At 42.1% G+C, this 337-nt stretch carries 1 pseudogene; it reads right to left on the bottom strand.

The annotated features are described in order from the left end of the window. Positions 1 to 76 precede the first annotated feature (76 nt). A pseudogene (locus tag IQR33_RS10995) lies at positions 77 to 337 on the bottom strand (NADH:ubiquinone reductase (Na(+)-transporting) subunit F); the annotation flags it as partial.

Raw genomic sequence — 337 nt, 5'->3', positions numbered from 1 at the left:
TATCAGTTTTATGTCTATAAAAAATAATGGCTAGCTCTCTTGGAGAGCTAGCCATAGATTCAATCACTTGGAGGAATTAACCACCGAAGTCATCTAGTAGGATGTTTTCATCCTCTACACCTAGATCTTTTAGCATGCCGATTACAGCAGCGTTCATCATAGGTGGACCACACATGTAGTATTCACAGTCTTCTGGCGCTTCGTGATCACGTAGGTAGTTCTCGTAAAGAACGTTGTGAATAAAGCCAGTGTAACCATCCCAGTTATCTTCTGGAAGTGGATCAGACAGTGCACAGTGCCATACGAAGTTGTCATTCTCAGCTTGTAGCATATCGAA

Source organism: Vibrio sp. OPT46, assembly GCF_015163535.1.
Taxonomy (GTDB): Bacteria; Pseudomonadota; Gammaproteobacteria; order Enterobacterales; family Vibrionaceae; genus Vibrio; species Vibrio alginolyticus.
Note: the sequence above shows the minus strand (reverse complement) of the source record. Positions and strands in the feature narration are given on the sequence as shown.